The 6,474-nt window shown below is 68.6% G+C and carries 7 protein-coding genes; 4 read left to right on the top strand and 3 right to left on the bottom strand.

All coding sequences use genetic code 11. The annotated features are described in order from the left end of the window. Nucleotides 1-43: 43 nt before the first annotated feature. Complete coding sequence (locus E2651_RS39770; RefSeq protein ID WP_135336150.1) at nucleotides 44-1,501, top strand: cytosine permease; 1,458 nt, start codon at nucleotides 44-46, stop codon at nucleotides 1,499-1,501. Here the strand turns inward: E2651_RS39770 and E2651_RS39775 are convergent. Next, nucleotides 1,387-2,670 carry an MFS transporter gene (locus tag E2651_RS39775; protein ID WP_135336151.1) on the bottom strand — a complete coding sequence of 428 codons (1,284 nt, stop codon included), beginning with the start codon at nucleotides 2,668-2,670 and terminating at the stop codon, nucleotides 1,387-1,389. The genes E2651_RS39770 and E2651_RS39775 overlap by 115 nt on opposite strands. Nucleotides 2,671-2,878: 208 nt before the next feature. On the opposite strand from E2651_RS39775, the gene E2651_RS39780 reads away from it, so the two are divergent. The 3 genes from E2651_RS39780 (at nucleotide 2,879) to E2651_RS39790 (ending at nucleotide 4,588) form a co-directional block, all read left to right on the top strand. After that, on the top strand, nucleotides 2,879-3,640 hold the full coding sequence (locus E2651_RS39780; protein WP_135336152.1) for a phosphoglyceromutase: 762 nt from the start codon (nucleotides 2,879-2,881) through the stop codon (nucleotides 3,638-3,640). A gap of 146 nt (nucleotides 3,641-3,786) precedes the next feature. Then, nucleotides 3,787-4,161 (top strand): helix-turn-helix transcriptional regulator, encoded by a 375-nt coding sequence (locus E2651_RS39785; protein WP_135336156.1) that lies wholly within the window; start codon nucleotides 3,787-3,789, stop codon nucleotides 4,159-4,161. 10 nt (nucleotides 4,162-4,171) lie between these two features. Continuing rightward, nucleotides 4,172-4,588, top strand: coding sequence for a VOC family protein (locus E2651_RS39790; RefSeq protein ID WP_135336153.1), 417 nt, complete (start codon nucleotides 4,172-4,174; stop codon nucleotides 4,586-4,588). A 9-nt stretch (nucleotides 4,589-4,597) separates the two neighbouring features. Here the strand turns inward: E2651_RS39790 and E2651_RS39795 are convergent, their stop codons facing one another. Together E2651_RS39795 and E2651_RS39800 are read right to left on the bottom strand one after the other, a co-directional pair. Continuing rightward, entirely contained in the window at nucleotides 4,598-4,813 is a 216-nt protein-coding gene (locus E2651_RS39795) for a hypothetical protein (protein ID WP_135336154.1), read from the bottom strand. A 133-nt stretch (nucleotides 4,814-4,946) separates the two neighbouring features. After that, the coding region (locus tag E2651_RS39800; RefSeq protein WP_135336155.1) for a glycosyl hydrolase family 28-related protein at nucleotides 4,947-6,474 on the bottom strand (1,528 nt) is incomplete at its 5' end.

Below are 6,474 nucleotides of genomic sequence, written 5' to 3' on the forward strand. Positions count from 1 at the left end.
GCCCCGTACTCCCCCGCCCCCGTGTCCAGACAGGGAGTCCCGCATGACCGCCACACCAGACGCCGCATCTTCTTCGGTGGAGCAGCACACCATCGACCACGTCCCCGAGAACGAGCGCCACGGCCGCGTGCGCGACCTGTTCACGATGTGGTTCGGCACGAACATCGCACCGCTTCCGCTGGTCACCGGCGCCATGGGCGTCCAGGTCTTCCACCAGTCGTTCTGGTCGTGCGTCGTCGCCATCGTCGTCGGCCAGCTGGTCGGCGGCGTGTTCATGGCGCTGCACTCGGCGCAGGGCCCGCAGCTCGGCGTGCCGCAGATGATCCAGAGCCGGGCGCAGTTCGGCAGCGTCGGCGCGCTGCTGATCGTGGTGGTGGCCGCCGCGATGTACATCGGCTTCTTCGCGTCGAACATCGTCCTCGCGGGCAAGTCGCTGCACGGCCTCGCGCCGTCCGTGCCGGTCGACGCGGGCATCGTGCTCGGCGCGCTCGGCTCCGCGCTGATCTGCTGGGTCGGCTACCGCCTCATCCACACGCTCAACAAGATCGCGACGTGGGTGCTCGGCATCGGCATCGTGGCGGGCGTCGCGGTCGTCGTCGCCCGCGGTCTGCCGGAGGACTTCTTCACCACGGGTTCGTTCACCTTCGCGGGCTGGCTGGCCACGGTCTCGCTGAGCGCGCTGTGGCAGCTGGCCTTCGCGCCGTACGTCTCGGACTACTCGCGCTATCTGCCGCGTACGGTGCGCACGTCGGCGACCTTCTGGGCGACGTACTGGGGGTCGTGCCTCGGCTCGACGCTCCCCTTCCTCGCGGGCACGGTGATCGGCCTCGCGGCACCCGGGACGGACGACACAGTGGCGGGCTTCGACAGCGCGGCCGGGCCGTTCGGCCCGGTGATCCTGATCCTGTTCCTCTTCTCCGTGATCAACCACAACGCGCTGAACCTGTACGGAGCGGTGCTCTCGCTGATCACGATCGTCCAGACGTTCCGCACGCGCTGGACCCCGCGCCAGACGGCACGGGGCGCGGTGTCGGCGCTCGTACTCGTCTGCGCGCTGCTGATAGCGGTGGGCCTCTCCTCCGACTTCGTGTCGAACTTCGTGAACCTGGTACTCGTCCTGCTGGTGGTCCTGGTCCCGTGGACCGCGATCAACCTCATCGACTTCTACTTGGTGCACCGCGGGCGTTACGCGATGGAGGACCTGTTCGCCCCGGACGGCGGCCGCTACGGCCGCTTCAACGGCGTCGCGCTCGCCTCGTACGCCATCGGGATCGCGGTCCAACTGCCCTTCGTGGCCACGTCCCTGTTCACCGGCCCGCTGGTGGAGCCGCTGGGCGGGGCGGATCTGTCGTGGCTGGTGGGGCTGGTGGTGACGGCGCCGGTCTATTACGTGTGGGCGCGGAGGTCTTCCGAGGGGTCGGCGTTCTCCGAAGCGGGCGGCTCGGCCCCCGCCCCCACCGCGGTCTCCTCCTTCGGAAGCCCCCGCATCAGCGACCAGTAACCGAGCGCCGTGAACGTACCGATGACGGCGCAGATGCCCCAGAGCCACTCCGCCCCGAACCGGTCGATCACGAAGCCGGACATCAGCGGGGCGACCAGCGCGGCCACGGCCCACGACAGGGTGTACATGCCCTGGTAGCGCCCCCTGCCGTGGAGGGGCGAGAGCCGCACCACAAGACCCGTCTGCGTGGGCGCGTTGACGATTTCAGCGAGCGTCCAGACGCACACGGTCAGCGCGAAGACGCCGATCGACCCGGCGAAGGCGGTGAGCCCGAAGCCGTATCCGGCGAGCAGCGCGGAGATGATCAGCAGCCGCTGCGGGTCCCGGTGCTCGATGAAGCGGGTGACCGGGATCTGGAGGGCGACGATCAGTACGCCGTTGACGGCGATGGACATGCCGTAGTCGGCGGGCGTGAAACCGGCCTCACCCATGGCGACGGGCAGCCCGACAGACCCCTGCTGAAAGATCAACGCGACAAGAAACGAAAGACCCACGACCCCCATGAACCGCCCGTCCCGCAGAACGGTGCCGAGCCCCACCTCCGGCTCGGCCTCCTTCTCCAGGGCGGTCCGCACGGGCCGCGACTCCGGCAGTTTCGCGAAGACGACGATCGCGCAGGCCATGGTCATGGCGGCCTCGATGAGGAACCCGGCGAGGTAGCTGAACTCGGCGATGAAGCCGGCGCCCATGGACGAGATCGCGAACCCGAGGTTGATGGCCCAGTAGTTGAGGGAGAAGGCCCGCACCCGGTCCTCGGGCCGCACGATGTCCGCCATCATCGCCTGGACGGCGGGCCGGGAGGCATTGCTGGCCATACCGACCAAGAAAGCCACGGCGGCGATGGCCAAGGGATCCTTCATGAACCCGAGCAGGGCGACCGAGAGCGCCGTGGAGGACTGGGCGATGAGGAGGGTGGGCCGCCGCCCGAGCCGGTCGGTCATGACACCGGCACCGAGCGACGAGATGACTCCCCCGAGGCCGTGCAGGGCGGCGACGAGCCCGGCGTAGGTAGCGGAGTACCCCCGGTCCAGGGTCAGATAGAGCGCCATGAAGGTGGCGACGAAGGCGCCGAGCCGGTTGACGAGGGTGCTGGTCCACAGCCACCAGAACTCTCGGGGCAGCCCCGAGACGGACTCTCTTGCGGCACGTCTCAAGCCGGCGAGCGACATCGTTTCCCCCACGGAATCAGGCAGGCGTGCGATCGGCATCGACCAGCACGTGTAAGTGTCTCTATCGACGACTGAACATTACGATCCCGATTGCTGGGAGAGCCAGCGGATTAACAGAAACCGTCAACTGACCCCCCTGCGGCGGGCCCCGTGTCCATGTCCCGGCCGGGCGCGCGGGGCGCCCGGCGGTTCGATTACGCTCAGGGGCATGGCCGACGCACCGTACAAGCTGATCCTCCTCCGCCACGGCGAGAGCGAGTGGAACGCGAAGAACCTGTTCACCGGCTGGGTGGACGTCAACCTCAACGAGAAGGGCGAGAAGGAGGCGGTCCGCGGCGGTGAGCTGCTCAAGGACGCCGGCCTGCTGCCCGACGTGGTCCACACGTCGCTCCAGAAGCGCGCGATCCGCACGGCCCAGCTGGCGCTGGAGTCCGCGGACCGCCACTGGATTCCCGTACACCGTTCGTGGCGCCTGAACGAGCGCCACTACGGCGCCCTCCAGGGCAAGGACAAGGCCCAGACGCTGGCCGAGTTCGGCGAGGAGCAGTTCATGCTCTGGCGCCGCTCGTACGACACCCCGCCGCCGGCGCTGGACCGCGAAGCGGAGTACTCGCAGTTCTCCGACCCCCGCTACGCGACCCTCCCCCCGGAGCTGCGCCCCCAGACGGAGTGCCTCAAGGACGTCGTCGTCCGCATGCTCCCGTACTGGTTCGACGGCATCGTCCCCGACCTCCTGGACGGCAAGACGGTCCTGGTAGCCGCCCACGGCAACTCGCTGCGCGCCCTGGTCAAGCACCTGGACGGCATCTCCGACGAGGACATCGCGGGCCTGAACATCCCCACGGGCATCCCGCTGTCCTACGAACTGGACGCCGAGTTCAAGCCGCTGAAGCGGGGCGGCACGTACCTCGACCCGGAGGCCGCGAAGGCGGCCATCGAGGCGGTCAAGAACCAGGGCAAGAAGAAGTAGCCCTCGGCCTTCGTTGAGTCCCCTGCCCGCGATTTCCTCGCGGGCAGGGGGCTTTTTCGTACGCAGGGCGTTCGCGGCGCCTGTGGGATGGTGGTCCGGTGACGACGTTGGAAGATCTGGTTCGCCTTCGCCGGGCCCGCGACACGATGGACCGTGACTACGCGGAGCCGCTCGACGTTCCGGCGCTCGCGCGCGGCGCGCTCATGTCGGCGGGGCACTTCTCCCGCAGCTTTCGCGCCGCCTTTGGTGAGACGCCGTACAGCTATCTGATGACGCGCCGGATCGAGCGGGCCAAGGCGCTGCTGCGGCGGGGCGACCTGTCGGTGACGGAGGTCTGCTTCGAGGTCGGCTGTACGTCCCTCGGGTCGTTCAGCTCGCGGTTCACCGAACTCGTCGGCGAGAGCCCTAGCGCGTACCGGGCCCGGAGCCATGACGAGGGCGCCGACGTCCCGGCCTGCATCGCCAAGATCCACACGCGACCGGTCAGGAACGGAGAAGCCGGATCCGGCGCCCGACCGTAGCTTGGAACGCATGGACATCAAGCTCTCTCAGACCTTCATCGCCGTCGACGACCACGACAAGGCGCTCGCCTTCTACCGCGACATTCTCGGCCTCGAAGTGCGGGGCGACGTCGGGTACGCCGACATGCGCTGGGTGACCATCGGGGCGCCCTCGCAGCCGGACGTGAACATCGTCCTGGAACCCCCGCTGGCCGACCCCAACGCCTCGGACGCCGACAAGCAGGCCATGGCCGAGCTCCTCGGCAAGGGCCTGCTGCGCGGCGTCATCTTCTCGACCGACGACGTCGACGCGGCCTTCGAGCGCATCAGCACGGCGGGCGGCGAGGTGCTTCAGGAGCCGGTCGACCAGCAATGGGGCGTCCGCGACTGCGCCTTCCGTGACCCCGCCGGCAACATGGTGCGCTTCAGCCAGCCTCGCGGGAAGTGAGCGCCCGGGTCACGGGCTGCCCACGTCCGTGACCCCCTGCGCGACCTCACCCACGGCGTCCAGGATTCCCTGCCCGAAGGCGGTCGGGGCGATCAGCAGCCCGAAGACCAGCGCTATGACCACGGTCAGTTGCTCGTCGTTCCGGCTCCGGGCCTGCGTCCGTCTCCGTAGTCGCAAAACGATGACGACAGCCAGCAGAACCGCGAGATCGATCGTCAGAACCACTGGGCCAGTCCTCCCGTCAGGCAAGAACGTTCCAGTCCTCCTGTGTAGCCCGAACCACGCGCCGCGGTCGTTCAGTTACCGACGGTTGGCGATTTTGTGCGCATCCGGGGCTGGATCGGCCCATGCCCAGCGCCTATGCCAGAGGACTGCCCAGCTCGCGCTGTGCCTCGTACAGGTTCCGGGGCCGGACCGCGTCCGTCGTCCCATCGAGCTCGATGCGCGAGTGCAGCTCTCCGGAGAAGTCGGGTACGTCGATCTGGTCGAACTCCCGGACCTCGTTGATGCCGACTGTGGCGCTGTAGGGCGCCAGACCGTCGATCTTCATCAGGCCCGCGCGGTTGTTCGTCACGCGGATGTTCCAGTGGGTGAAGCGGGCGCCGAAGAGTGGGCCCGCGCTGGCGTCTCCGCCGTGGCGGCCGTTGTTGTCGACCGTGATGTCCGTGCGGACATTCGCGAAGGGCATGCCCCGGTGGCTGTCGAAGGTGCCCATCTGCATCGTGCCGCGTGACCAGACGTTGTAGGAGGAGAGGCCTTCTACGTTGATGCCGTGCAGCTGGGTTCCCGACGGGGCCGGGACCGTGCGCTGCTCGATGGTGAAGTCCTCGATCAGGTTGTCGTGGGAGCCCTCCCGGCAGAAGTACGGGTGGTGCGAACCCCGGCCCGCGACACGGGTGTTGCGGAGGGTGCAGGCGGAGGCGCCGACGAGCCCGAAGCCGTTGTCCACATGGCGTACGACGATGTCGTCCGCCCAGCAGTCGTACGCGCACTGGAAGGTGACGCCGTTGTAGCCCTTGTCCAGGAGGTGCGGGGACTGCGGGGTCTCGACCGCCTCGAGCGTGAGGCCTTCGACTCCCGCGTTCGTCAACGCCCTGACGTGAGTGGTCAGTCGGGGGTCCCACTCCGGGCGTACGTCCAGGGGGAGGGGGCGTTCGAGGCCGACGGTGCTCTTCCTTACGGAAGTGATGCGTACCGGCCACTCGTACGGGACGTAGGACGTGAGCTTCGTCTTGTCGTCCCAGGTGTAGGACGCCGGGCCTGGGCCGTCACCCGCCATGTGCTGCAGCAGGGTGTGTTCCGCGTCGTCGGCGAGGCGAAGCAGGACCAGGTCGCCCTGGCGCAGGCGGGAGGTGTCGGCGACCTTCAGGGTGCGGTCGCCCCGACGGGCGGGACCAGTGGTGGTGAGGGTCTGCCACTCGTCGCGCTTGTTGCCCGTCCAGCCCTCGAAGGGCCAGGCCTTCGCCTTGATGGCGGTGGTGAGGGATTCCCAACGTCCCTGCGGACAGAGCCATATGAGGCCTCCGGCCCAGGACCAGCTGCTCTTGTCGCCGCCGTAGCGGGAGCCGTAGGGGCCGATGAGTTCGGTGAGGTTCTTGGTGGCGTGGAGGGTGGTGCGGGCGCTGCCCGCGCCTCGGAGGACGACGTTGTCGTGGGCGATGCGGATGATGTCGTCGATGCGGTACGTGCCGGGTGGGATCAGGACCGTACCGCCGCCCTTCGCTCCCGCTTCGGCAAGCGCCCGGTTGATCGCGGGCGCCGCGTCCGACTTGCCGTCGGGCTTCGCCCCGTAGTCACGTACGTTCGCGGCGACTTCGGGGCGGGGCAGGCGACGGCTGCCGGCGTGGGCGCCGGCTCGGCCTATGTAGGGGATCTGGGGGTGGGTA

It is taken from the genome of Streptomyces sp. MZ04, from assembly GCF_004684775.1.
Taxonomy (GTDB): Bacteria; Actinomycetota; Actinomycetes; order Streptomycetales; family Streptomycetaceae; genus Streptomyces.